The sequence below is a fragment of the Stutzerimonas chloritidismutans AW-1 genome, assembly GCF_000495915.1.
GTDB classification, from domain to species: domain Bacteria; phylum Pseudomonadota; class Gammaproteobacteria; order Pseudomonadales; family Pseudomonadaceae; genus Stutzerimonas; species Stutzerimonas chloritidismutans.
This window is the reverse complement of sequence record NZ_AOFQ01000030.1, coordinates 1-23,873: the sequence shown is the minus strand read 5'-3', so window position 1 is coordinate 23,873 and position 23,873 is coordinate 1. Positions and strand designations below refer to the sequence as shown.

Below are 23,873 nucleotides of genomic sequence, written 5' to 3'. Positions count from 1 at the left end.
CTCAGGCCGCGGCGCCGGAGCCGCGTTTGAACAGCCGGCCGCCAAGCGTAACCAGCGCCAATACCACGCCGCCGGCGACGATGCCGAATGCGGCATCGAGCAGCGTCGGCAACAAGCCGCCGAGTACCGCCCCGATATAGGGCAGCCCGAGCGCTTCGTGGGCGCTGTTCTCGATGAAATGATGCACGGCGCGAATACCGTGGGTGAGGATGCCGCCACCCACCATGAACATCGCCGCGGTGCCAATGACCGACAGCGACTTCATCAGCCACGGCGCGACGCTCAGAATGCCTCGCCCGATGGCGCTGGCCACACCGCTGGCCCGCTTGCTCAGGGCCAGACCAAGATCGTCGAGCTTGACGATGGCGGCTACCAGCCCGTAGACGCCTATCGTCATCAGGATGGCGATGCCCACTAGAACCATGACCTGCTGACTGAACGACGCGGCCGCGACCGTGCCGAGGGTGATGGCGATGATTTCGGCGGAGAGGATGAAGTCGGTACGCACCGCGCCGCTGATCTTTTTCTTCTCGAACGCCACCATGTCCACGGACGGGTCGGCGAGCGCCTTCACCGTCTCCGCGTGATCGCTGTCATCGCTATGAAGGAAGCGGTGTGCCAGCTTCTCGAACCCCTCGTAACAGAGAAACGCGCCGCCGAGCATCAACAGCGGTGTGATTGCCCAGGGCAGAAAGGCACTGATCAGCAGCGCAGCGGGGACCAGGATCGCCTTGTTGCGAAACGAGCCCTTGGCCACTGCCCACACCACAGGCAGTTCCCGGTCGGCATTCACCCCGGTCACCTGCTGCGCATTGAGTGCCAGATCGTCGCCCAGTACGCCAGCGGTCTTCTTGGCCGCCACCTTGGTCATGAGCGAGACGTCGTCGAGTACGGTCGCAATATCGTCTATTAACGCGAGCAGGCTGGTGGCCAATTGGGTCACTCCATCATGGAAAGGCGCATATAAGTAACCGATCTTCTCTAGCTAAGGCTATGTGGGCTTTCACAGGTTCCTACTGGCGTGAGCGCGCGGCCAGACGGTATTCGCCGGGCGTGACGCCGAACCAGCGCTTGAACGCCCGGTAGAAATTGCTCGGATCGGCGAAGCCAAGCAGATAGGCGATTTCCAGCGGCGCCAGGTCCGGCTGGGCCAGGTGCTGCACCGCCAGATCGCGACGCGTATCGTCGAGCAATTGCTGGAAGCTGTTGCCCTCCTCCTGCAAACGCCGTTGCAGGGTGCGCTCCGACAGGCAAAGCGCCTGCGCCACGACTTCGCGCCTGGGCTCGCCCTGCGGCAGCAATCGACAGAGTATCTGCCGCGCGCGATGCATAACTTTGCTGTCGGAGAAGCGCGAGAGGTACTCACCGGCGAAACGATCATGCAATTGCGCCAGCGCTTCGTTGGCCGTCGGCAAAGGCATTTCCACATCCTCTTCGCGAAACAGCAACGCGTAGCGAGGCGCGTCGAAGCGCAAAGGCGCCTGGAACAGCTGCCGATAGGGCACAAGATCATCCGGCGGTTGGCCCTGAAAGCTGACTTCCAGCGGCAGCAACGGCGTTCCGGTGAGCCAGCGGCAGAATGTCAGGCAACCTGCCAGGGAGCCTTCGGCACTTTGCCTAGCTGGCGGCAAGCGGTCGCCGATTATCGTCAGACTCAACCGATAGCCCTGTGCGCAGGGCTGGAAATCCAGATCGGCACCCTCGGCGATGATCCGCTGGTAGCGCACCAATCTGGCGAAGCCTTCCTTGAGATTGCGGCTGGACATCAGTGCATAACCGACCACGTTCAGTGCAGCCGGCCGCGCCTGGCGCGCCATATTCAGGCCAATCGCGGGGTCACCGGAAACCACCACAGCGCTTTGCCACAGGCGCGTCATGTCGTCCTGGGCAAAGCGCGCGTCAGGATCGTTCAAGGCGGCATAGTCCAGATGCAGCTCAATGAACAACTGGCGGCAATCGATCCCGGCGGATTCCAGGGCCTGGACGATACTCAGCGCCCAGCTCGAGGAAGTGGTGCGTTCGGTCATGGGGTTTTCTTGTTCTTCGATAGGTGGGGCAGCTGCGCCCAAGGCTACTAAACTGGCCCTGATTGTCACTGACACGCAAGGTTAGCGATGACTAGTCTGTGCGCGACAATAACAGGAGGTACGCCATGAGTACGCAAACCGCCGAACGCTTCAGCCGCTTTGCCGATTTCTATCCGTTCTATCTCGCGGAGCACAGCAACCCCACCTGCCGTCGCCTGCACTTCGTCGGTAGCCTGCTGGTGTTGGGCATACTTGGCTACGCACTCTTTACTCAGCAGTGGCTCTGGTTGCTGGCGATGCCGGTGGCCGGTTATGGCTTCGCTTGGGTCGGCCACTTCATCTTCGAGAAGAACCGGCCGGCGACATTCCAGTATCCGCTCTACAGCTTTCTCGGCGATTGGGTGATGTTCAAGGACATGCTGACGGGCCGGATTCGCTTCTGAGCCTGATGACCGCGGCTATCCGACCGGTGCCATCATTGTTTTCATCCTCTGGTTTGGCGATGCGGCGTTGCTTGGTTATGATCTGACGGCTTTCGCGGGGCCGGCCATCGCCGAGCTGGCCCCGTGATCGCGAGACTGTCGCTGATGAGCTCGAAAGCTGTCGCCTTCGCAGGGTGACCCGACGATCGAGCCTGGCGTCAGTCTGCAAGGCGCGAGAGAACGGCGTCGAAAAAACTACCAGGGATCGTACGCACACATGACTTCCACTACGGTTGAGCGCCGCAATGGCCTCGCCACTCGCCCGTTGCGCGAGTACTACTCCCGCGTGCTCGCCTACCTGATCTGCGCCGCAACGCTGGCAGCCGGTACCTACACCCAGTATTTCTCGATGGACCTGCTGTGGATGGTGCCGTATACACTGCTCTATCCGCACCTGGCCTATCACCTGAGCTATCGCTTCAAGCGCGATAACCCCGAGCGTACGGCGCAGGTTCTGCTCTGCCTGGATGCCTTGAACGCCGGTGCCGGCATATTGCTGCTCGGTTTTTCGATCGTGCCCAGCCTGATGTTTCTGCTGACACTCAGCTTCAGCGCGCTGGTGAGCGGCAGCCTGCGCAACCTCGCCATCTCGCTGATCTGCGTGGGTGTCGGGGTCGGCGTGGCATCTCTCGTGGTGCCTCTGAGCTACCGCGGTACCACACCGCCACTGGTTTCTCTGGTGAGCATTCTGTTCACGACCTTTTACATATGCGCCACCGCCTACTTCGTGCACCAGCAGGGCCAGCGCCTCGCCCAGGCGCGCAAGGAGATCGAAACGGAGCAGGCCAAAGCCGCGCGCCTGGCACGCAACCTCGCCAAGTACCTCTCGCCCCAGGTGTGGGAGTCGATCTTCACCGGCAAGCGCAGCGTTCGCCTGGAAACCCAGCGCAAGCGGCTCACCGTGTTCTTCTCCGACATCAAGGGATTCACCGAGCTGGCCGAGGAACTGGAGGCCGAGGCCCTTACCGACCTGCTCAACAACTACCTAAACGAGATGTCGAAGATTGCCCTGAAGTACGGTGGCGCCATCGACAAGTTCGTCGGCGACTGCGTGATGGTGTTCTTCGGCGACCCTTCCAGCCAGGGTGCCAAGAAAGACGCGGTGGCAGCGGTTTCCATGGCCATCGCCATGCGCAAACACATGAAGGTGCTGCGCCAGCAATGGCGCGCACAGGGCATTACCAAACCCATGGAAATCCGCATGGGCATCAACACCGGTTATTGCACGGTGGGCAACTTCGGCGCCGATACGCGCATGGACTACACCATCATCGGGCGCGAAGTGAACCTGGCCAGCCGTCTTGAAAGCGCCGCCGAGGCCAGCGAGATCCTGATCTCCCACGAAACCTATTCGCTGATCAAGGACGTCATCATGTGCCGCGACAAGGGCCAGATCGCGGTCAAGGGTTTCTCCCGCCCGGTGCAGATCTACCAGGTGGTGGACTTCCGCCGCGACCTTGGCGCCACCTGCAGTTTCGTCGAGCACGAACTCCCCGGCTTCTCCATGTACCTGGATACCAACGGCGTGCAGAACTTCGACAAGGAGCGCGTGATTCAGGCACTGCAGCAAGCGGCCGAGAAACTTCGCGACAAGGTCATCCTCTGATTCTCTGACCGCTGGCGGCCAGCCGTCGACTAACCGAATCTGGCCAAGTGGTCTGTTCGGTAAGTTCAGTTGGTCAATTTCGGCGCCCAAGGCCCCAATACGGTGCTGCATTGTCTTCGAGCCATGTTCACCCGAGCTTGCCTCAACCAACTCACCGCACAGACCGCTGGTCAGCGGGCCTACTTCGGGACAGCCGCCAGATGCTATCGCTGCGCAACTACCATCATCACCTCATTGCCCACAGCCACGAACATCCGCAACTGGTGTTCGGCCTGAAAGGACTGCTGGAATTCGAGATTGCCGGGCGCGGCAGCCGCGTCGGCGGGCAGAGTCTCGCGGTAATTCCGTCCGCCACTCACCATGCCTGTGCCAGTGTCACCGGCAGTCATTGCCTGGTGCTCGATCTCCCGTCGGAGAGCTGGGTTCGTCAGCGCTTGGGCCACCACACCGAACCCAGCCTGCGTCTGATCGATCGGCCGGATACCGTGCGCCTGAACGCCAGCCAGCAGCGCTTGGTCGCCTGGCTGGCGCACAGCCCGATCAACGATCCATTGATTGCCGAACAGGGCGCCGTACTCCTGCTCGCCAGTCTGGCCAGTGGACAACATATCCACCATGACCAGCACGCGCTGCCGGTCGCCGCTATCGATGCCTTCATCGATCAGCATCTATCCCACCCGCTTCAGGTTGCCGACCTGGCCCGTATCGCCGGGTTGTCTGTGGCAGGTCTGCACGCGCGCTTTCTTCGCGAGACGGGCCGAACACCGATGGAACACGTACGCCAGCGCCGCTTGCAGCATGCCGAGGCGCTGTTGCACGACCCCCGCCTGCCGATCGGCGAGATCGCCGCGCAGGTGGGCTATGCCTCGCAAAGCGCCTTCACCGCCGCACTGGTTCGCGCACGAGGCTGCACACCGCGCGCACTGCGACGCGAGTTGCTCGACAAAACCGGTGACTGACGCGACAGACACACTCCAAGCCACGGCCTAGCATGGTCCTGATTCGCAAGGTTCAGGTAGCCATGACCCTACTCATCCGTTCACACCACACCGCACGCATACACCACTCGCTCGGGTGGATCGTTCCATGACGCCGCGCAACGCGCTGTTGGCCATCCATCTTGGCGCGCTGATGTTCGGCCTGTCCGGCGTGCTCGGAAAACTGGCCGAAAGCTCGGCGCTGATCATCACCTTTGGTCGTGCACTGTTCGCCGTGCTGGCCCTGCTGCTGGTGGCGCAGTTGCTGCGACCCAGCGGGGCGACGCCAAACTGGCGGCAGCGTGGCGGGCTGGCCTTGGGCGGGCTGTTGCTGGGTGCGCACTGGTTGACGTTCTTCATCGCAGTGAAGATCGCTGGCGTCGGCATTGCAACCCTGGGCTTTGCAAGCTTCCCCGCCTTCACCGTGCTGCTCGAAGGCCTGCTGTTCCGCGAACGCACCCGCGCCATCGAGTTCGCCATGGTCGGGCTGGTCTGTGCCGGCCTGCTGCTTGTCGCGCCGGCGTTCGATCTCAGCAGCGGACCGACTGCCGGATTGCTCTACGGTGTGCTTTCCGGCCTGCTGTTCGCGCTCCTGTCGCTGCTCAACCGTGCCGTCACCCGCGGCCTCGATCCGGTTCGCTCGGCGCTCTGGCAAAACCTGGCGATCCTCGCAGCCCTGCTGCCATTCTGCTGGTCGGCGATACCTGCGATACCCGCGCAGGACTGGCTCTGGCTTGCTCTGCTCGGCGTGCTCTGCACCGGACTCGCACACAGCCTGTTCGTCGCTAGCCTGCGGGTCCTGAAGGCGCGCACGACGTCGGTGATCTTCGCTCTCGAACCGGTCTACGGCATCGCCTTCGCCTGGTGGCTGTTCGGCGAGCAGCCAACACTGCGCATGCTGCTCGGCGGCGCCTTGATCATCATCGCCAGCGTGGTTACCAGCCGCTTGAAAAGCCCGCCGAGTGTCGTTCCGAAACTGGCCAGCTGACGCTCAGCGGTCGTTATGCCCCAACGAGCGCTGCGGGTCGATGCGATCACGCACGCGCTGCTTGAGCTCCTTCGCCTCGGGAAAGCCGCCATCGAGCTTGCGCTCCCAGATCTGCACGCCATCGCAGCTGATATGGAAGGTGCCGCCTGTGGCGGGCACCAGACAGACGCGGCCCAGGTCATCGGCAAAGGTCGACAGCAGCTCCTGTGCGAGCCAGGCAGCACGCAGCAGCCACTGACACTGGGTGCACGATTTCCGGTTTGCTTGCGGTCATTCAGGACAGCTCCGAAGGGGATACGGCGGCCTATAATAGCCGCCTCTTCACCCTTCCCCGGTTCAGCCATGCTCCGCCTGTTCGTTTCCCTGCTGATGCTGTTAACCCTGCCGCCGCTGTTCGCCGAGCCGGCTCAGCCGAAGACCGGGCTCGTCCTGTCTGGCGGTGCGGCGCGCGGGCTGGCTCATGTCGGCGTGCTCAAGGCGCTGGAAGAACAAGGCGTACGCATCGACGCCATCGCCGGCACCAGCATGGGCGCGGTGGTCGGCGGGTTATACGCAGCAGGCTACAGCGTTGCCGAACTCGAGCGCCTGGCATTGACCCTCGACTGGCAGCAAGTGCTGTCCGACGATCCGCCGCGCCAGGACATCCCCTACCGCCGCAAGCAGGACGACCGTGATTTCCTCATCAAGCAGAAGCTCAGCTTCCGCGACGACGGCAGCCTCGGCCTGCCGCTGGGCGTGATTCAAGGGCAGAACCTCGCGCTGCTGCTCGAGCGCCTGCTGGTGCACGCCAGCGACACCCGCGACTTCGACCAGCTGCCGATCCCCTTCCGTGCGGTGGCCACGGATATTGCCAACGATGAAAAGGTGGTCTTTCGCAGCGGCCACCTGCCCCAGGTGATTCGCGCCAGCATGTCGATTCCGGCCGTGTTCGCACCGGTGGAGCTGGACGGCCGCCTGCTGGTGGATGGCGGCATGGTCGACAACATCCCGATGGACGTGGCACGCGACATGGGCGTCGACCGCCTGATCGTGGTGGACATCGGCACGCCGCTCAAGCCGCGCAAGGAATTGCTGACAGTAGTCGACGTGCTCAACCAGACCACCACCATGATGACCCGCCGCAACTCCGAAGCGCAGCTGGCCACCCTGCAGTCGCAGGACCTTCTGATCCAGCCGCCGTTGGCCGCTTACGGCTCCACCGACTTCGCCCGCGCCGAACAGCTGGTCGATGCCGGCTACCGTGCCACGTTGGCTCTGGAGGGACGTCTTGCCGAAATGCGCATCACCACCGGTGGCAATCCGGCACTGAGCCTTGCGCGCTCCAGCGACCCGCGAACACCGGTCATCACCGCTATTAGGGTGGAGAACGACTCGAAGGTCAGCGATGCGGTGATCCGCCGGCATGTCCGCCAGCCGATCGGTGAACCGCTGGATCTGGAGGACCTGCAGAAGGACATGGGCACCCTTTATGGCCTGGACTATTTCGAGCGCGTGGAATATCGCGTTCAACGCGGCAAGCTCGGCAATACGTTGGTCATCAACGCCCGCGAGAAGCGCACCGGCACCGATTACCTGCGACTGGGCCTGAGCCTGTCCGACGACTTCCGCGGCGACAGCGTATTCAACCTCGGTGCGAGTTATCGGAAGAACGGCATCAACGAACTGGGTGCCGAGTGGCTTACCCGGCTGCAGCTGGGTGATCGGCAGGAACTCTACAGCGAGTTCTACCAGCCGCTGGATGCCGGCTCGCGCTGGTTCGTCGCGCCGAACCTGTTCGTCGAGGCGCAGAACGTCGAGTCCATTCTCGACAACGATCCGATTGCCGAGTACCGCCTGCAACGCTACGGCTACGGTCTCAATCTCGGCAGACAGATCGCCAACAATGGCGAGATCCGCTTTGGAATCGGCCAGGCCTGGGGTGAGGCCGATGTGCGAATCGGCGAACAGGATCTACCCGACTTCAGCTTTACCGAGGGCTACTACGAGCTGCAGTACTCGTTCGACACCCTCGACAACATCGACTTTCCCCGCGAAGGCGAGGATATCCGCCTGACCATGCGTCAGTATGACCCCAGCCTGAGTTCGGACCAGCGTTATCGACAGTGGCACCTCAAGCTGGACAAGGCACTCAGCCACGGTGCCAACACCTGGGTGCTCGGTGGGCGCTACGGTCGCACGCTGGATGACGCGGAAGTGGTGACGTCGAGCTTTCTGCTTGGCGGCGCGCGTCAGCTGTCGGGCTTCCGTCAGGATGCCCTGGCCGGCCAGAACGTCAGCCTGGCGCGCATGGTGTACTACCGTCGCGTGACGCCGCGAGCGTTTCAGCCGCTGGACTTCCCGCTCTATCTCGGTGGATCACTGGAGCGCGGTCGCGCCTGGAATGCCGACAATGCCTTCGACAGCGGCTATATCAACGCCGCTAGCATCTTTCTCGGCTACGACACGCCACTGGGGCCACTGAACTTCGGCTACGGCTTCAATGACGAGGACGAACAGGCGCTGTACATGAATCTGGGGCGCAGCTTCTAGACCGGCGTGCCCAGCCTGGATCAGCGCCGGTCGAGATTGGCCAGGATCCGTGCATGCACCTGCTGGCACTTGCGCAGATCCTCCTCGTCGATCCCGGCAAAGGCTTCCTGACGCACCTGCGTGGAAATCGCCTCGATCTTCTCGATCAGCGGCCGTGCCGGCGCACCCAGGGAAATGCGTTTGGCCCGGCGATCCTCTGCAGACGCCTTACGATGCACCAGCCCCTGCGCTTCGAGACTATCGAGCAAGCGGGCCAGCGTCGGCCCTTCAACGGCAACGCTTTGGGCCAGCTCGCGCTGGGTGGGTTCGTGATCGAAACGGGCCAGGTGCAACAGCACCAGCCAGCGCGCCTGCGAGAGTCCGAGATCAGCCAGGCGTCGATCCAGTTCAGCGCGCCAGCCACGAGAAAGTTGCGCCAATTGCATGGCAAAGCGATGTTGCTCGGCGTACATCTACGGCCATTCCTGCAAAAACTAATTATTAGTGAGCTAACCACAGCTCCGGAAAGCAGGCAAGACGACCTTCGAACCTTGATCGAGCGACAGAAGTCGTAATGATGGCACGGCGGGCGTTGCAGCCCGGCAGACACCCGCTGTCGCAGCAGCTTCCGACCGAGCTGCAGGGATGCACCTGGTTACAATTCGAACTCGACCTGCAGTGCGGCACGCACGCAATAAAGCACCTGTTCGGGTACCCGCCCAGCGAACTGCTCGGCCACGGCGCTCACCGGTGGCAGCTCGCCCTCGCCGTCGAGAAAGGCCTCCTGGATTTCCCCGAGCAGATCCTCGGGCAGATCCAGCGCCTGTTCTAGGCTCAGCTGTTGCAGACCGATGGCTTCGGCGAGCATTGCGTAGACGTTCTTCTCACTGCAGTCGAGCTGACGCGCGATCTGTGCAGGCGTCATGCCTGCGCGCGCCAGCGTGATCAATTCGTGTCGTATATCGGCAGGTGACTTAGCCACTTCGACGCTGCCTTGCAGCACCTCCAGGAAGGCCTGACCGTAGCGCTCCAGCTTGCGCGCGCCGACACCGCTGATGGTGGCCATGTCCGACAGCGAGGCCGGCTGGCTGCGTAGCATCTCCAGCAGCGTGGCATCCGGGAAAATCACATACGGCGGCACACCGTGTTCTTCGGCCAGTTTGCGGCGCAAGGTGCGCAGCGCTTCCCAGGTTTCCCGTTCCTCGCTGCGCACCAGCTGGCTGGCGGCACTGGCTGCCGGCTTCGGTGCCTTGCTGGTCAGATCACGGCGAAGTTCGAGGCTCACCTCTCCACGCAGCAATGGCCGGCAGCTGTCACTCAGACGCAGCCCACCGAAACCATCCAGGTCGACGTCCGCCAGCCCGCGCGCCACCAGCTGGCGAAACAGCGAACGCCACTCAGCCTCAGCCAGCGCCTTGCCCATACCGAACACGGACAGATGCTGATGGCCCAAGCCGCGGACCTTGTCATTGTCACGCCCGAGGAGGATGTCCACCAGATGGCCGACGCCGTAACGCTGGCCGCTGCGGTAGATCGCCGATAGCGCCTGACGGGCGGGCTCGGTGGCATTCCAGGTCTGCACGCCATCGACGCAGTTGTCGCAATGACCGCAGGGGTTGGGTAGCTCTTCATCGAAATACGCGAGCAGCGCCTGGCGCCGGCAGCGGGTTTCCTCGCAAAGCGCCAGCATGGCATCGAGCTTGTGCTGCTCGACCCGCTTGTGCCGCTCATCACCCTCTGAGTTGTTGAGCATCTGCTTGAGGAAGATCACATCCTGCAGGCCATAGGCCATCCAGGCGTCGGCAGGCAGCCCGTCGCGCCCTGCCCGTCCGGTTTCCTGATAGTAGGCTTCCAGCGACTTGGGCAGATCAAGGTGGGCGACGAAGCGCACGTTGGGCTTGTCGATCCCCATGCCGAAGGCGATGGTCGCGACCATGATCAGGCCTTCCTCGTTGAGGAAACGCTTCTGGTGATAGGCGCGCAGCTCGTTGGGCAGGCCCGCGTGGTAAGGCAGTGCCGGAAAGCCCTGCTCGCTGAGGAACGCAGCCAGGTCATCGACCTTCTTGCGCGACATGCAATAGACAATGCCGGCATCGCCGCGGCGTTCGGCTAGGAAACCCAGCAGCTGCTTGCGCGGCTGCTCCTTGGGCACGATGCGATAGAAGATGTTCGGTCGGTCGAAACTGGAGAGAAACCGTTCGGCGTTCTCCAGATGCAGACGCTGGACGATTTCTTTCCGCGTCCGCTTGTCCGCCGTCGCGGTAAGCGCAATACGCGGCACGCCAGGAAACAGTTCGGCCAGCTGGCCCAGCTGCATGTACTCGGGACGGAAATCGTGCCCCCACTGGGAGACGCAATGGGCCTCGTCGATGGCAAACAGGGCGATATCCAGCCGCTGCAGGAACGCCAGCATGCGGGGCTGAACCAGTCGCTCAGGCGCGAGATAGAGCATCTTGATCTCGTTGCGTCGGATGCGCTCAGCGATCTCGCGCTGCTCATCGGCGCTCAGCGTCGAGTTGAGCGCAACGGCCGAGACGCCCAGCTCGTCGAGTGTCGCGACCTGGTCGTCCATCAGCGCGATCAGCGGCGAAACCACCACCGCCAGTCCTTCGCGCAAGAGCGCCGGAACCTGGTAGCACAGGGACTTGCCGCCGCCGGTCGGCATCAGTACCAGCGCATCGCCGCCACTGCCGACACGCTCGATGATCGCGCCCTGGTTGCCACGAAACGCGTCGTAGCCGAATACGTCTTTAAGGATGCGCTGTGCCTGGTCGAGCATGCCGGTCTCCGAAACAAGGCGCGCAGTATACGCGAGCGAACCATGGAGTTCAGGATCGCGCGGCCAATACGGACGAGGCGTCATCCGAAGGCACGAGTAGCCTGCGCCCCGCGCCTCGTCTAGAATCCGGGTTGTCTTCCAGCCCCCAAGGTAGTTCCCGATGTCATTCGCCGAGCAACTCGCCCGCCTGCAAGTCTTTCTTGATGCAGATGACCTGCACGAGGAAGCACTGGATTACATCGCCGCCCATGGCTACCTGACCGCACTGTGCATCTGCTCCGAACAGGTGCCTGAGCGTGAATGGATCGACGCGCTGTTCTCCGAACCACCCAAGTACAAGGACGACACCGAGCGCGAAGCCATCGAGGCCACGCTGGTTCAGCTCAAGGCACATATTGCCCGCCAGCTGGCCAGTGACGAGGACATGGAACTGCCGTGCGAACTGGACCTGGGTGAAGAGCCGGACGAATCCGATCTGCGCGGTTGGTGCATCGGCTTCATGGAAGGCGTGTTCATGCGCGAGGCGATCTGGTTCGAGGACTCCGAAGAGGAAGTCAGCGAGCTGCTGCTGCCGATCATGGTCGGTTCGGGCCTGTTCGACGAGCAACCGGAATTCGCCGATATCGCCGACAACCCCGAGCTGGTCGACGAAATGGTGGCGCAGATCCCCGAGCTACTGACGGCCCTCTACCTGATCTGCCATGCCCCCGAGGAAAAGCCAGCCCTGCTCAAGCCGCGTCGCCACTGACCGGCTGCGGAGGGGGCCAAGCGTCAAGGTGGGCGTCATGCTCACCTGCAACGGTGCGACTGCCGGAGCGCAGTCGCCGGCGCGTCGCCCCACTGCCGGACCTGTCCCGCTGGCTAGCACCACAGGAGGGAAAGGCATTGTTCTGCACATTTCGATGCCCATCGCGAATATCTGACGACGCTGACGTGAGCCAGCCGAGCACAGATCGCAGCGAAATCAAAGAACCGGGCTGACTAGTACCATGGCCCATCGCGATATCCGGCAGCATCGCAACCCTCTGATCCGATCGATCCTGCTCGGCGTCGGCTGGCTGGCCGTTGTGCTGGGCGTCGTCGGCATCTTCCTGCCCGTCCTGCCGACCACACCATTCCTGCTGCTGGCCGCGGCCTGTTTCGTGCGTAGCTCGCAACGTTTCTATGACTGGCTGGTAGGCCACCCACGGCTCGGTCCGTGGTTTCGTGACTACCTGGAAGGGAACGGTATTCCGCTCAAGGGCAAGGTATACGCCATCGCCACCATGTGGATAAGCATCGGCATATCCTGCTGGCTGGTGCCACTGATGTGGGCCCGCATCGGGATGCTACTGAGCGCGACGCTGGTGACGCTTTACATCCTCAGGCAGAAAACATTGCCGGTCAGCAATGACACTGGTTTCAGGTAAATCAGCTCCGCACCGCCATAGCGCTTTCGCTCGCATACCTCTAGGTGTCGGCATGATTACGCTGATATACCTCCCGCCCCATAGCCTGAATCTGGCCCTCGATCAAGGCGTCGAACGGACGGAGCAACTCATCGAATCGGCTGGGGCTTTCCAGTAGGTTAAGTGCCGTAACGATCGCCTCGATGGTCGACAACGCGCCGGGCATTGGCGCTTTGCGTAAGCGATAGCGGGAGTTCAGCCCTTCTGGCAGCGCGACCCGCGGCAACCCAGCCAGCCATGGATTGACGTGCAGGATCTTGCGCGCCTTTCGCCAGGTCCCATCCGGCACGATCAGGCGCACGGGTTGGGCGGCATCGGCCAGACTCCCTAGCGGTATCGCATCTTCGCCGGGAAATAACAGGTAGCTCGGCCGTGCGGCATCGCAATCGGCCTCGAAGCGCTCGCCCACCCGCAGTTCTGCATTGCGCAGCCCCAACGCGGCCAGGCGCGCCGTATTGAGCGCATGACTCGCTTCACTGGAATGCTGGAGGATGAGCACCTGGGTACGGCTATCCAGCGCAGGTATCAGCGCGCAAAGGCACAGGGAAGACGGGCGCTGGCAGCGTGAGCATCGTGGACGGGACATGGTTCACCTCGGCGGCGGAGTCTGCCATAACGGCCACTGCTCTGCAGAGCGACTATGCTTGCGACGTCCCCGCATGAGGAGCAGGCATGATCACCGTCCACCATTTGAACCACTCCCGCTCGCACCGCGTCCTGTGGCTGCTGGAAGAACTGGAACTGCTTTACGAGCTGAAGCGTTATCCGCGCGACCCGAAGACCATGCTCGCGCCAGCAGAGCTGAAAGCCGTACACCCACTGGGCAAGTCTCCAGTGATCACCGACGACGACCTGACGCTGGCCGAATCGGCAGCCATCCTCGAATACCTGCTGGAACGCTATGGCAACGGACGCCTGATGCCGCAGGGCGGCACTCCGGAATACCGTCGTTTTCGCTACTGGATGCATTACGCGGAAGGCTCTGCGATGCCCCCACTGCTACTGCGGCTGGTATTCGACCGCGTCGCCAATGGGCCGATGCCGTTCTTTGTTCGCCCTATCGCGCGCGCAATCGCCAAGGGCGCTAACAGCGCCTTCATCGGGCCACAACTGAAGACCCATCTCGATTACATGGAAGCGGAACTGGAGAAGTCCGACTGGTTTGCAGGCAGCACGTTCAGCGCAGCGGATATACAGATGAGCTTCCCGCTGGAAGCTGCCCGTTCCAGAGCCGGCCTGGACGAGAGTCGCCCACGCCTGATGGATTTTTTGCAGCGGATACAGCAGCGGCCCGCTTACAAACGAGCCGTGGAGCGCGGAGGACCCGCCTTGCCCACCGCGTAGACGCCACCAAACTTAGCGGCGGCGTTCCTGCTCGCGCTGGGCGCGTACCGGGATGGGTTGCATACGAGGCGGTTCGATCAAACCAAGAGCGACCGCCAACTTCCAGAACATCTCGTTGAGCCTTGCTTTCATGGTCACACCCTCCTGCGATATAACGGGCTACATCGGAGCCATGCGGGCTTCGTGGACAGCATAATTCAACTTCGGCTCCGGCGCTCGTGCCCTTTGCAAGCGCGATCCCCGAATGGAGCGCCGCTTTGTTACGGCGCTTTACAACTGCGACCGAGGCGGCGCAAGGCGTTCAAACGAATTCACTGCCGGTCTTCAGTTGCGATCAGCCTTGCGTCGATAAGGGAACACATCGATCACCTTGCCGCCGCTGATGGCGTCCTGCAGCCCTTTCCAGTAATCAGCATCGTAGAGCTCGCCATGCAAGCTGGCGAAAAGCCGGCGCTGGCCATGGTCGGCGAACAGAAAGCGCGGGAATTCCTCGGGAAATACATCGTTCGGCCCCACCGAATACCAGGGCTCGGACGCCATTTCATCCTCGGGATAGCGCGGCGGCGGAATATGGCGGAAATTCACTTCGGTCAGAAAGCTGATCTCGTCATAGTCGTAGAACACCACCCGACCATGGCGGGTGACGCCGAAGTTCTTCAGCAGCATGTCGCCGGGAAAGATATTCGCCGCCGCCAACTGTTTGATCGCCAGCCCGTAGTCTTCCAGCACCTCGCGCACCTGCTCGTCGCTGGCATGCTCGAGGTAGAGATTCAGGGGCGTCATGCGGCGCTCGGTCCAGCAGTGGCGCACCAGCACGGTATCGCCCTGCACCTCGACCGTTGACGGCGCCACCTCCAGCAGTTCGGCCAGACATTCCGGATCGAATTTCGCCTTGGGGAAACGGAAATCCGCGAACTCCTGGGTGTCGGCCATGCGCCCTACCCGGTCGACGCTCTTCACCAGCCGATACTTCTCGATCACCGTGGCTCGGTTGACGCTCTTGATCGGCGAGAAGCGGTCCTTGATCAGCTTGAACACCGTATTGAAGCCCGGCAGCGTGAACACCGTCATCACCATGCCGCGAACGCCGGGCGCCATGACGAAGCGGTCGTCGGTATTGGCCAGGTGATCGATCAGCGCACGATAGAACTCCGACTTACCGTGCTTGTAGAAGCCGATCGAGGTGTACAACTCGGCGATGTGCTTGCCGGGCAGGATGCGCTTGAGGAAGCCGACAAACTCCGCCGGAATCGGCACCTCGACCATGAAATACGAGCGGGTGAAGGAGAAGATGATCGACACCTCCGCCTCGTCGGTGATCAGCGCGTCGGCAATGATGCCCTCACCCTCGCGGTGCAGTAGCGGGATGACCAGCGGCCACTGTTCGTCGCGGGTGAAGATCCGCCCAAGCAGGTATGCCCCCTTGTTGCGATAGAGCACCGAGACGAACAGCTCCACGGTCAGCTCCGGGTCCTTGCAGACCCAGTCGGGCAGGGTCTCGTGCAATTGCGCCTGCAGGCGCCGCTGGTCTCCTGGCAAGTCGCAGTAGGGCACGGCGAATGCGTAATCGCCAAGGATCTGTTCGAGCATCCCGCTCAAGTCGCCGTTGGGCTGGTAGGTACGGGTTTGCGCCAGCCGTTCATGAGCACGCACCGCCGGACGGGTGGTATGGATGAACATGGTGCCGTCGCTGATGCAGTCATGGCTGAACAGCCCACAGAAGATCGAGTTGTACCAGGTCTCCGACAGCTCGTCGTCGAAGCGCGGGTTGATCAGCTCGATGTAGGCACTTTTGATCTGCGGCCAGGCCTCGACCTGAAGCAGGTCGGCGTGATCGAAACCGGCCAGCAGGCCACGCCGGGTTTCACCAACCTTCTCTTCGTAGAGGTTGATCCGCGCCGCCGATGCGCGCTGCGCTTCCTGCCAATGCGCCTGCTCGAAGCGCGCCCGCGCGCCTTCGGTGATCAGGCGAAAGTGCTCTCGGTAGTCGTCGAAGCCCAGGAGGATCTGCCGAGCAATTTCAGCGGCCAGTTTCTGCTGCACCATGATGCACCCACTGCAGGACATGAACGTCCGCCGAGCTTAGCAGCACGCCGTTTGAAAGTCGGTTTCGGATTGCCAGTTGGCTGATGGGCGACAACACTTGCAGCTCCCTTCCGGTGGAGCCGCCCCATGCGCCCGCTCGACATGTTCCGCCTGCTTGCTCTCGCCGCCATCTGGGGCGCAAGTTTTCTTTTTCTACGCATCATTGCCCCAGTGCTCGGCACCTTTCCCACGGCGTTCTTTCGTGTGCTGCTGGCAACCGCAGGGCTGCTGGTCATCCTGCTGTTGCTGCGCACGCGCTGGGATTTCCGCGGCAAGCTGGGGTTGTGCCTGGTGCTGGGCGTGATCAATTCCGGCTTGCCGTTCGCACTGTATTCGGTGGCCGCGCAGCTGGTGCCGGCTGGCTATTCGGCGATCTTCAATGCCACCACGCCGATGATGGGCGTACTGATCGGCGCCCTGTTCTTCGCCGAGGAGTTGACGCTCGCCAAGATTATCGGCGTTTTCAGCGGGCTCGGAGGCGTGGCATTGCTGATGCGAATCGGGCCGGTGCCATTCGACACGGAGCTGCTGCTCGGCGCACTGGCATGCCTGGGCGCCACCGCCTGTTATGGCTTCGGCGGCTTTCTCACCCGCCGCTGGATCAACCAGGGCGAAGGCCTGGACAGCGAAGTGGTCGCGTTCGGTAGCCAGCTCGGTGCGGCACTGTGCCTGTTGCCATTGTTCGGACTATCGTTACTGAATGCGCCGCCGGTGAACTGGGGCGATTCGACGGTCTGGCTGAGTCTGCTGGGTCTGGGGCTGGTCTGTACGGCGTTCGCCTACATCCTCTACTTCCGCTTGCTGGCGGATATCGGACCGGTCAAGACACTGACGGTGACCTTCCTGATCCCGCCATTTGGCGTGCTGTGGGGCGTTATCTTTCTTGATGAGCCACTTTCCTGGGCTTACGTCCAGGGCGGTGCGCTGATCGCGCTCGCGCTGTGGTTGATTCTGCGCCAGGCGCCAACCACACGACCAACGGCGCAGTTGCGACGCAGCTGAATTGCTCAGCTGCGTCGCACCGCATCACTGCACCAGTTCCTGCTCGCTGAACATGTCGGTGAACAGCATGCTGGATAGGTAGCGCTCGCCGGAATCCGGCAGGATCACCACGATGTTCTTGCCCTGCATTTCCGGACGCTCGGCCAGACGGACCGCCGCAGCCATCGCCGCGCCGCAGGAAATGCCGCAAAGAATGCCCTCTTCGCGCATCAGCCGCAGCGCCATCTGCTTGGCCTCCTCGTCGTCGACCAGTTCGACCTGATCGACGATGGACAGGTCGAGGTTCTTCGGCACGAAGCCTGCGCCGATCCCCTGAATCTTGTGCGGGCTGGGCTTGACCTCGTCACCCGCCAGGGTCTGGCTGATAACCGGCGAGCTGGTCGGCTCCACGGCAACGCTGAGGATCTGCTTGCCCTTGGTGTTCTTGATGTAGCGCGAAACACCGGTAATGGTGCCGCCCGTTCCGACGCCGGCCACCAGCACATCGATGCTGCCGTCGGTGTCGTTCCAGATTTCTGGGCCAGTGGTCTTTTCATGGATCGCCGGGTTGGACGGGTTTTCGAACTGCTGCGGCATGTAGTACTGCTCGGGGTTCGAAGCCGCGATTTCGGCGGCCTTCTCGATCGCGCCCTTCATGCCCTTCGCCGGCTCGGTAAGCACCAGTTCGGCACCAAGAGCTTTCAGCACCTTGCGCCGCTCAAGGCTCATGGAAGCCGGCATGGTGAGCATGAGCTTGTAGCCGCGTGCAGCGGCAACGAAGGCCAGACCGATCCCGGTATTGCCCGAGGTTGGCTCGACCAGCGTCATGCCGGGCTTGATCCGGCCGCTGTCTTCGGCATCCCAGATCATCCCGGCACCGATTCGGCACTTGACGGAGTAGGCCGGGTTCCGGCCTTCGATCTTGGCCATGATGCTGACGCCCTTGGGACCAAGGCGGTTGATCATGACCAACGGGGTGTTGCCGATGGAGCGTGCGTTGTCTGCGAATATGCGACTCATGGGAATGCCCTGTCCGAGGTGTACCAGACCAATCAGCCTATGCGCAGTCCAGGCGTCAGTCCAGCCGAACTCACGGCGGAAACCTGGGGTCCATCGTCAACACGCCCACATCCCCGGAATGCCATGACCCGTCGCCTGCTTCCCCTGTGGATTCTTCTCGCACTCGGCCTGCTGCTGATCGTGCTGCACCTCGCCCTGCCCCACCTGGTGCGCAATTACCTGAACGAAAAGATGGCCGACATGGGCGACTATCAGGGCCATGTCGAAGACGTCGATCTGGCTTGGTGGCGCGGGGCTTATCGCGTCGAAGGGCTGTTGATCGAGAAGAAGGACGAGCGCGTTCAGGCGCCGCTGCTGAAGGCGCCAGGTATCGATATCGCCATCAGCTGGGACGCAATCCTGCGTCACCGCGAGATCGTCGGCGAGGTGATCTTTGAACAACCGCACCTGAACTTCGTCGATGGCGGCGACAGCGGCGATTCACAAAGCGGTAAAGGAGTCGATTGGCGCGACCAGCTCGATGCCCTGATACCGATCACGCTGAACGAGATTCGCGTTGTCGATGGACAGCTGTCTTTTCGCAACTTCTCTTCCGACCCACAGGTGCACGTCTACGCCAGCGACATCCAGGCCAGCCTGTATAACCTGACCAACACCGATGATGCCGATGGCACCCGCACGGCAGCGTTCGAGGGCACCGGCAAGCTGTTCGACCAGGCGCCGATCGAGGCGACGGCCAGCTTCGACCCATTTACCGACTGGGAGGACTTCGAGGTCAATCTGCGCGTCACCGAGGTACCGCTAAAGCAGCTGAACGACCTCAGTCGCGCCTATGCCAACTTCGATTTCGCCGGCGGAACGGGTGATCTCGTCCTCGAAGTGCAGGCCACCGACAGTCAGCTCGACGGCTACATCAAGCCGTTGCTGCGCAATGTCGATATCTTCGATTACGAACAGGATGTAGCGAACGAGGACAAGGGTTTCTTTCGCGGCCTCTGGGAGGCCGTGGTCGGGGGCGGGCAGGAGGTGCTGGAAAACCAGCGCAAGGATCAGTTTGCGACCCGTGTCGAGCTGTCCGGCACCACCCGCGAAACCGACGTGAGCCCATTCCAGGCCTTCGTCGAGATACTGCGCAACGCCTTCGTCGAAGCCTTCTCTGCTCGATTCGACGATCCCTGAGCGATGACGAGTGACCAAGCGGCGTCACCAGAAGCGCACGCGCAGCCATTCAGTGACTGAATGATGCTCTCGCGTTCACACTCACACGAGCTTCCCTTATAGTCCCCTCCTGACTACAACGAGCGCCTGCATGCCAGGCCCGCCGAAGGAATCCGCAATGAAATTCGAAGGCACCCAGTCCTACGTCGCCACCGACGACCTGAAACTCGCGGTCAACGCCGCCATCACCCTGCAGCGCCCGTTGCTGGTCAAGGGCGAACCCGGCACCGGCAAGACCATGCTGGCCGAGCAACTGGCCGAATCCTTCGGCGCCAAACTCATCACCTGGCACATCAAGTCCACTACCAAGGCGCATCAGGGCCTCTACGAATACGATGCGGTAAGCCGCCTGCGCGACTCCCAGCTGGGCGTGGACAAGGTCCATGACGTCCGCAACTACATCAAGAAAGGCAAGCTGTGGGAGGCCTTCGAGAGCGAGGAGCGGGTCATCCTGCTGATCGACGAAATCGACAAGGCCGACATCGAATTCCCCAACGACCTGTTGCAGGAGCTCGACAAGATGGAGTTCTACGTCTATGAGACCAACGAAACCATCAAGGCGACCCAACGGCCGATCATCATCATCACCTCGAACAACGAGAAGGAGCTGCCTGACGCCTTCCTCCGCCGTTGCTTCTTCCACTACATCGCCTTCCCGGACCGGGAAACGCTGCAGCGCATCGTCGATGTGCACTACCCCGACATCAAGAAGGATCTGGTCAGCGAGGCGCTGGACGTGTTCTTCGACGTGCGCAAGGTGCCAGGGCTGAAGAAGAAGCCCTCGACCTCAGAGCTGGTCGACTGGCTGAAGCTGCTGATGGCCGACAACATCGGCGAGGCAGTGCTGCGCGAGCGCGACCCGACCCGCGCCATCCCGCCGCTGGCTGGTGCTCTGGTGAAGAACGAGCAGGACGTGATGCTGCTGGAGCGTCTAGCCTTCATGAGTCGACGCGCCAACAGCCGCTGATCGGTGCCGGCTTCGGTGGCGCCGGTCGCGCACTCACTGGAGGAACAAACCATGCAAACGCATACCGGTAGTTGCCTGTGCGGCGTCGTGCGCTATCGCATCGACGCCCCCATCGACGAGTTGACCCACTGCCACTGCAAGATGTGCCGCAAGGCCCATGGCGCCGCCTTCGCCAGCTACGCGAGCGTGCCACTGGACGCCCTGCACTTCATGTCCGGCAAGGATCAGCTCGGCGTCTACCATTCCTCCGAACATGTGACGCGAACCTTCTGCATTCGCTGCGGCGCCAATCTGCTCTTCGTCGACAACCGCGAGCACGAGGTCGGCGTCGCCGCCGGCACCCTCGACTCGCCGCTGCCGGAGCCGCCGCAGTCGCATATCTACGTCGACTCGAAGGCGGACTGGTACGCGATTCGCGACGGCATGCCCCAACACAACGGCGACAGCCCGCGCTGAGCGCCCCGTATATAGCGCCGACTGTCGGCGCCAGAGGTTTCTGCCATGCTGCTTGGCCTGTTCAACGAGATGCGCGCCGCCAAGGTCCCGGTATCGGTGCGCGAACTGCTAGACCTGATCGATGCGCTCAAGCACCGCGTCGTGTTCGCCGACATGGACGAGTTCTATTTCCTGGCACGCACGGTGATGGTCAAGGACGAGCGCCACTTCGACAAATTCGACCGGGCCTTCGGTGCCTATTTCAAAGGCCTGGAAAACCTCGATCAGCATCTCGAGGCGCTTATCCCCAAAGACTGGCTGCGCAAGGAATTCGAGCGCAGCCTGACCGACGAGGAACGAGCGCAGATCCAGTCCCTAGGCGGCCTGGACAAGTTGATCGAAGAGTTCAAGAAGCGTCTCGAGGAACAGAAGGAACGCCACGCCGGCGGCAACAAGTGGATCGGCACCGGCGGCACCAGCCCCTTCGGTTCGGGCGGCTACAACCCCGAAGGCATCCGCATCGGCGACGCCGGCAAGCGCCAGGGCAAGGCGGTGAAGGTCTGGGACCAGCGCGAGTACAAGAACCTCGACGACCAGGTTGAGCTCGGTACGCGCAACATCAAGATCGCCCTGCGCCGCCTGCGCAAGTTCGCTCGCCAGGGCGCGGCGGACGAGCTGGATATCGACGGCACAATCGACCATACCGCGCGAGATGCCGGCCTGCTCAACATCCAGATGCGCCCGGAGCGGCGCAATGCGGTGAAGCTGCTGATCCTGTTCGACATCGGCGGTTCGATGGACGCCCACGTGAAGGTCTGCGAAGAGCTGTTCTCGGCCTGCAAGACCGAGTTCAAGCACCTCGAGTACTTTTACTTCCACAACTTCATTTACGAGTCGGTGTGGAAGAACAATTTCCGCCGCACTTCGGAACGCACGTCGACCCTGGACGTGCTGCACAAGTACGGCGCGGACTACAAGGTGGTGTTCGTCGGCGACGCGGCGATGGCACCCTATGAGGTCACCCAGCCGGGCGGTAGCGTCGAGCACTGGAACGAGGAAGCCGGCTACGTCTGGATGCAACGCTTCATGGAGAAGTACAAGAAGCTCATCTGGATCAACCCCTACCCAAAGGACACCTGGGGCTACACCACGTCCACCGGCATCATCCGCGAGCTGGTGGAGGACCGCATGTATCCGCTGACGCTGAGCGGGCTCGAGGACGGGATGAAGTTTCTGGCGAAGTGAGTTGATCCGTCCGTTCGCCAGCCGCTGCCCGGGCCGCGACTAGCCCAGGCAGCCGTCAGTGCAACGTCCAGCAACCATTACGAGCGAAAGGCACGGTAGCGGCGCCGCGAGCGGAACGGGAAGCTTGCCGCCAGCAGCAGGCTCTCCACCAGCCAGGCCAGCAACAGTGCGCAACTCAGCCCCCAGGCAATGGCTGCGGGCGCCAGCAGGACCTGGAAGCGATAGCTGCTCCATACCTGCTCGCGCAGACTGCGCTCGGCGCCGAGCAGTACGTGAATGGCGCGTGCGTACCACTGTCGCTGCATCGCCTGCCACTCGCGCTCGAGCAGGCGGGCCCGCGACACCAGATGCTCGACGCTTTGAGCGTCGTTCTGGAAAACCGGGTCGTCGCTATCTCGATAGTGCCGCACTAGCGCATCCAGATCGCCGCTGAAGAAGCGCCGCGCTGTGTCCTGAAAGCCGTGCAAACCCTGCTCGGCCTCAAGGCGCCTCGCCTCGACGTGCTTGGCATAGGCATCGATGAAACCCGGCACCTGTACGCCCACCAGCAAGCCGAACGCAAACAGGGTCAGGCGCAGATAACTTCTCAGCATGCCGCCACCTTGCCCTGCGCGACGCATTCCCCCTGCTGCCAGAGGCTCCATTGACCGGGCTCGTGCAGGGTCCATTGCTCGTTATTGGTCAGCGGTTCGGTCGCCAGCACGGTGACGACATCGTCAGGGGTGGTTTCGGCATGGAAGTTCACCGTCAACTCGGCGTCTCTGAGTTGAGCAGGGCCGAACGGGGCGCGCCGGGTGATTTCCGCAAGTTTGGTGCTGCAGAAGCTGAACAACCATTCACCGTTGCTTAGCAGGCAATTGAACACGCCCTTGCGGCGATACTCGTTGCAGGCGCCGAGCAACACAGGCAGCAGGCTCTGCGGGTCGCAACGGTCAGGGAAATCCAGTCGGATGCGGTTCAGCAGGTCGCAGAAGGCGCGCTCGCTATCGGTGTCGCCGACCGGGCGATAGATGCCCTTGCCGGGCTCGAAGTCCGAAAGCTGACCATTGTGCGCGAAGCACCAGTGCTGCCCCCAGAGTTCGCGGACGAAGGGGTGGGTATTGACCAGGGAAACCTTGCCGACATTGGCGTGGCGGATGTGGCCGATCACCACTTCGCTCTTGATCAGGTAGCGCTGCACCATCTTCGCCACCTCGGATTCGCAGCTGGCAACGGGGTCCTGAAACAACCGCAAGCCGCGTCCCTCATAGAAGGCGATACCCCAGCCATCCTTGTGTGGTCCGGTCTTGCCGCCCCGCTGCATCAGACCGGTGAAGCTGAAAACGATATCGGTTGGAACATTGGCGCTCATGCCCAGCAGCTCGCACATGCGTCATCTCCGCTCGGTGTCTGTGAATCGCTCGACTAGAGCCTGGGTTCGGTGCGCATCCGCCCGCGTGACGGCGTGTAATCCAGCTCGTCATCGCTGTCATCTTCCATGCGTTCGCGCAGCGTCCGGCTGTCCTCGGCTTCGTCCGCAGTGTCGCGGCGGCGTCGATACTTTCGCTCGATCGGCCAACGTATCGCGACGAGCAGCAGATACAGGCCGAATGCGATCAGCCCGTACATGGCCAGATCCGCCACGGCGCGCCAGGCGTTGTTGCCCACCTGGAAGATCATGTCCATGGCGGTAATGGCCACCGCCGGCGCGAAGAGTTCCTTCGCCGGGTCGACGATGGTCGGCGTGAACAGCAACACAGCCGCGATCAGTCGTAGCGGCTCCC

25 protein-coding genes are annotated in these 23,873 nt (G+C 62.3%); 13 read left to right on the top strand and 12 right to left on the bottom strand.

From position 1 onward, the window contains the following. Position 1 precedes the first annotated feature (1 nt). On the bottom strand, positions 2-934 hold the full coding sequence (locus tag F753_RS34885; RefSeq protein ID WP_023445126.1) for a DUF808 domain-containing protein: 933 nt from the start codon (positions 932-934) through the stop codon (positions 2-4). A gap of 79 nt (positions 935-1,013) precedes the next feature. Beyond that, positions 1,014-2,027 carry an AraC family transcriptional regulator gene (locus F753_RS34880; protein WP_023445125.1) on the bottom strand — a complete coding sequence of 338 codons (1,014 nt, stop codon included), beginning with the start codon at positions 2,025-2,027 and terminating at the stop codon, positions 1,014-1,016. A gap of 125 nt (positions 2,028-2,152) precedes the next feature. Here F753_RS34880 and F753_RS34875 point away from each other — a divergent pair, with 125 nt between their 5' ends. From F753_RS34875 to F753_RS34860, 4 genes are all read left to right on the top strand, one after another. Further along, positions 2,153-2,470: an Mpo1-like protein gene (locus F753_RS34875; protein WP_023445124.1), complete on the top strand. Its 318-nt coding sequence runs from the start codon at positions 2,153-2,155 to the stop codon at positions 2,468-2,470. Positions 2,471-2,726: 256 nt separating this feature from the next. Then, complete coding sequence (locus tag F753_RS34870) at positions 2,727-4,115, top strand: adenylate/guanylate cyclase domain-containing protein (RefSeq protein WP_023445123.1); 1,389 nt, start codon at positions 2,727-2,729, stop codon at positions 4,113-4,115. A 200-nt stretch (positions 4,116-4,315) separates the two neighbouring features. Beyond that, complete coding sequence (locus tag F753_RS34865) at positions 4,316-5,074, top strand: helix-turn-helix transcriptional regulator (RefSeq protein ID WP_023445122.1); 759 nt, start codon at positions 4,316-4,318, stop codon at positions 5,072-5,074. Positions 5,075-5,201: 127 nt separating this feature from the next. Beyond that, on the top strand, positions 5,202-6,080 hold the full coding sequence (locus F753_RS34860; protein WP_023445121.1) for a DMT family transporter: 879 nt from the start codon (positions 5,202-5,204) through the stop codon (positions 6,078-6,080). A 3-nt stretch (positions 6,081-6,083) separates the two neighbouring features. Here F753_RS34860 and F753_RS34855 read toward each other — a convergent pair whose 3' ends face one another. Continuing rightward, on the bottom strand, positions 6,084-6,311 hold the full coding sequence (locus F753_RS34855) for an Rdx family protein (protein ID WP_051375865.1): 228 nt from the start codon (positions 6,309-6,311) through the stop codon (positions 6,084-6,086). Between the two features lie 111 nt (positions 6,312-6,422). On the opposite strand from F753_RS34855, the gene F753_RS34850 reads away from it, so the two are divergent. After that, positions 6,423-8,609 carry a patatin-like phospholipase family protein gene (locus F753_RS34850; RefSeq protein ID WP_023445119.1) on the top strand — a complete coding sequence of 729 codons (2,187 nt, stop codon included), beginning with the start codon at positions 6,423-6,425 and terminating at the stop codon, positions 8,607-8,609. A 20-nt stretch (positions 8,610-8,629) separates the two neighbouring features. Here the strand turns inward: F753_RS34850 and F753_RS34845 are convergent, their stop codons facing one another. Both F753_RS34845 and recQ read right to left on the bottom strand, forming a co-directional pair. Beyond that, positions 8,630-9,061 carry a MarR family transcriptional regulator gene (locus tag F753_RS34845; RefSeq protein ID WP_014820763.1) on the bottom strand — a complete coding sequence of 144 codons (432 nt, stop codon included), beginning with the start codon at positions 9,059-9,061 and terminating at the stop codon, positions 8,630-8,632. A gap of 182 nt (positions 9,062-9,243) precedes the next feature. Beyond that, a complete protein-coding gene (gene recQ, locus F753_RS34840) occupies positions 9,244-11,367 on the bottom strand; it encodes a DNA helicase RecQ (protein ID WP_023445118.1) in 2,124 nt (707 codons plus the stop codon). 160 nt (positions 11,368-11,527) lie between these two features. Between recQ and F753_RS34835 the strand changes: the two genes are divergently transcribed. Together F753_RS34835 and F753_RS34830 are read left to right on the top strand one after the other, a co-directional pair. Next, a complete protein-coding gene (locus F753_RS34835; protein ID WP_023445117.1) occupies positions 11,528-12,115 on the top strand; it encodes a UPF0149 family protein in 588 nt (195 codons plus the stop codon). A gap of 241 nt (positions 12,116-12,356) precedes the next feature. After that, positions 12,357-12,776, top strand: coding sequence for a YbaN family protein (locus F753_RS34830; RefSeq protein ID WP_023445116.1), 420 nt, complete (start codon positions 12,357-12,359; stop codon positions 12,774-12,776). 40 nt (positions 12,777-12,816) lie between these two features. Here the strand turns inward: F753_RS34830 and F753_RS34825 are convergent, their stop codons facing one another. Further along, positions 12,817-13,401, bottom strand: a complete 585-nt coding sequence (locus tag F753_RS34825) for a tRNA-uridine aminocarboxypropyltransferase (protein ID WP_031297599.1) — start codon at positions 13,399-13,401, stop codon at positions 12,817-12,819. A gap of 86 nt (positions 13,402-13,487) precedes the next feature. Here F753_RS34825 and F753_RS34820 point away from each other — a divergent pair, with 86 nt between their 5' ends. Then, a complete protein-coding gene (locus F753_RS34820) occupies positions 13,488-14,159 on the top strand; it encodes a glutathione S-transferase (protein ID WP_023445114.1) in 672 nt (223 codons plus the stop codon). Positions 14,160-14,171: 12 nt separating this feature from the next. On the opposite strand, the gene F753_RS50240 is transcribed toward F753_RS34820, so the two are convergent. Both F753_RS50240 and aceK read right to left on the bottom strand, forming a co-directional pair. Next, positions 14,172-14,291 (bottom strand): PA1414 family protein, encoded by a 120-nt coding sequence (locus F753_RS50240; RefSeq protein ID WP_023445113.1) that lies wholly within the window; start codon positions 14,289-14,291, stop codon positions 14,172-14,174. 192 nt (positions 14,292-14,483) lie between these two features. Next, positions 14,484-16,205 (bottom strand): bifunctional isocitrate dehydrogenase kinase/phosphatase, encoded by a 1,722-nt coding sequence (gene aceK, locus F753_RS34815; protein ID WP_023445112.1) that lies wholly within the window; start codon positions 16,203-16,205, stop codon positions 14,484-14,486. 126 nt (positions 16,206-16,331) lie between these two features. On the opposite strand from aceK, the gene F753_RS34810 reads away from it, so the two are divergent. Then, positions 16,332-17,246: a DMT family transporter gene (locus F753_RS34810; protein ID WP_023445111.1), complete on the top strand. Its 915-nt coding sequence runs from the start codon at positions 16,332-16,334 to the stop codon at positions 17,244-17,246. Positions 17,247-17,270: 24 nt separating this feature from the next. Here the strand turns inward: F753_RS34810 and cysK are convergent, their stop codons facing one another. Continuing rightward, the gene (cysK, locus tag F753_RS34805; RefSeq protein WP_023445110.1) at positions 17,271-18,245 is read right to left on the bottom strand and encodes a cysteine synthase A; all 975 of its coding nucleotides are present in this window, start codon (positions 18,243-18,245) and stop codon (positions 17,271-17,273) included. Positions 18,246-18,368: 123 nt separating this feature from the next. On the opposite strand from cysK, the gene F753_RS34800 reads away from it, so the two are divergent. The 4 genes from F753_RS34800 to F753_RS34785 all read left to right on the top strand — a co-directional run bounded on the left by F753_RS34800 (position 18,369) and on the right by F753_RS34785 (position 22,110). Continuing rightward, a complete protein-coding gene (locus F753_RS34800) occupies positions 18,369-19,424 on the top strand; it encodes a DUF748 domain-containing protein (protein ID WP_023445109.1) in 1,056 nt (351 codons plus the stop codon). Between the two features lie 157 nt (positions 19,425-19,581). Continuing rightward, complete coding sequence (locus F753_RS34795) at positions 19,582-20,430, top strand: AAA family ATPase (RefSeq protein ID WP_023445108.1); 849 nt, start codon at positions 19,582-19,584, stop codon at positions 20,428-20,430. 51 nt (positions 20,431-20,481) lie between these two features. Then, a complete protein-coding gene (locus tag F753_RS34790) occupies positions 20,482-20,886 on the top strand; it encodes a GFA family protein (protein WP_023445107.1) in 405 nt (134 codons plus the stop codon). Positions 20,887-20,931: 45 nt separating this feature from the next. Further along, complete coding sequence (locus F753_RS34785; protein WP_023445106.1) at positions 20,932-22,110, top strand: vWA domain-containing protein; 1,179 nt, start codon at positions 20,932-20,934, stop codon at positions 22,108-22,110. 77 nt (positions 22,111-22,187) lie between these two features. Here F753_RS34785 and F753_RS34780 read toward each other — a convergent pair whose 3' ends face one another. The 3 genes from F753_RS34780 to F753_RS34770 form a co-directional block, all read right to left on the bottom strand. Continuing rightward, the gene (locus F753_RS34780; protein ID WP_031297597.1) at positions 22,188-22,703 is read right to left on the bottom strand and encodes a DUF2937 family protein; all 516 of its coding nucleotides are present in this window, start codon (positions 22,701-22,703) and stop codon (positions 22,188-22,190) included. After that, a complete protein-coding gene (locus F753_RS34775; RefSeq protein ID WP_023445104.1) occupies positions 22,697-23,479 on the bottom strand; it encodes a class II glutamine amidotransferase in 783 nt (260 codons plus the stop codon). Before F753_RS34775 ends, F753_RS34780 begins: the two co-directional genes overlap by 7 nt. Before the next feature lie 35 nt (positions 23,480-23,514). Continuing rightward, the coding region (locus tag F753_RS34770; protein ID WP_023445103.1) for a hypothetical protein at positions 23,515-23,873 on the bottom strand (359 nt) is incomplete at its 5' end.